Origin of the sequence: Psychrobacter piechaudii, from assembly GCF_900162825.1 — a bacterium.
In the GTDB taxonomy this organism is placed as follows: Bacteria; Pseudomonadota; Gammaproteobacteria; order Pseudomonadales; family Moraxellaceae; genus Psychrobacter; species Psychrobacter piechaudii.
Window position 1 is genome coordinate 1 of record NZ_FUGE01000017.1, and the last position, 1,001, is coordinate 1,001.

The window sequence follows — 1,001 nt, forward strand, 5'->3', positions numbered from 1 at the left end:
TCTTACTAATCGTTACTGTTTTAACCCTGCCCTCAAACTCACGGCTAAATACGGTTTTGATGCCTTTTATTTTCGGTAGATTGATAACTCCCTGCTCAAAGTTTGCTGTGCAATGTTGAGGACATTGGTAACTTCGCTGTGGGATTTTTTTAGATTTGAAACGTGGAAACTTTGCCTGACCTTTGAAGAAGTTAGTAAAGGCGGTATATACGTTAAGCAAGGCATTTAGTAGTGACTGACTGTTGACCTCACTAAGCCATGCAAACCGAGCTTTCTTTTTCTTTTTCACTAACTGGCTTTGGATTTTACTACGTGATAAAGATTTGCCAAACATGGCATAATAGCGTTGTTGCAATGCTAACGCCCAATTGAACATAAAACGGCTACAGCCAAAGTGCTTTTCGATAAGCACCTGCTGTTCAAGATTTGGGTAAATGCGATATTTATAGGCTTTGAGCATGGCTTGTTAGTCAACTTGAATGTAGGTATAATTTAGCGTAAACCCTACTTAGTGTCAATCATGAATAATCAGCTAAAATCACATTACCACTGTGTTTACAAACTAACCTTTCATTTAGTGTTAGTCACAAAGTATCGTAGAAAATGCTTTACTGGGACTATGCTTGATAGGCTAAAAGAAATCATAACTGACCTTTGTCAAAAATGGGAGGTTGAGCTATTAGAGTTCAATGCAGAAGCCGATCATGTGCATTTACTAATTGAAATGCACCCCAATATCATGCCAAGTAAGTTTATCAATAATCTAAAAACGGTCACTAGCCGACTGATGAGAAAGGAATTTGCGAAGCATTTGGCAACGTTTTACTCGAAGCCTGTACTTTGGACTAGAGCATATTGTTTGCTGACTACTGGTGGTGCTACGATTGATACCATTAGACAATATATCGAAAAACAAGAACGCCCTGACTAGGTCTCCCCGTGCTTACATCTCCACCTAAATCAAAGATTATAGGTGGAGAATTACGCACGATAAGTTAAAC

At 38.7% G+C, this 1,001-nt stretch carries 2 protein-coding genes; one reads left to right on the forward strand and one right to left on the reverse strand.

The annotated features are described in order from the left end of the window. On the reverse strand, positions 1-460 hold a 460-nt coding region (locus tag A1019T_RS00105), incomplete at its 3' end, for a helix-turn-helix domain-containing protein (protein WP_143514045.1). Between the two features lie 60 nt (positions 461-520). Here A1019T_RS00105 and tnpA point away from each other — a divergent pair. Continuing rightward, the gene (gene tnpA / locus A1019T_RS00110) at positions 521-931 is read left to right on the forward strand and encodes an IS200/IS605 family transposase (RefSeq protein WP_077449887.1); all 411 of its coding nucleotides are present in this window, start codon (positions 521-523) and stop codon (positions 929-931) included. Positions 932-1,001 lie beyond the last annotated feature (70 nt).

Excerpts from the sequence above, each read along its gene's own strand:
- tnpA (WP_077449887.1), top strand. The coding sequence starts at position 521 with ATGAATAATCAGCTAAAATCACATTACCACTGTGTTTACAAACTAACC.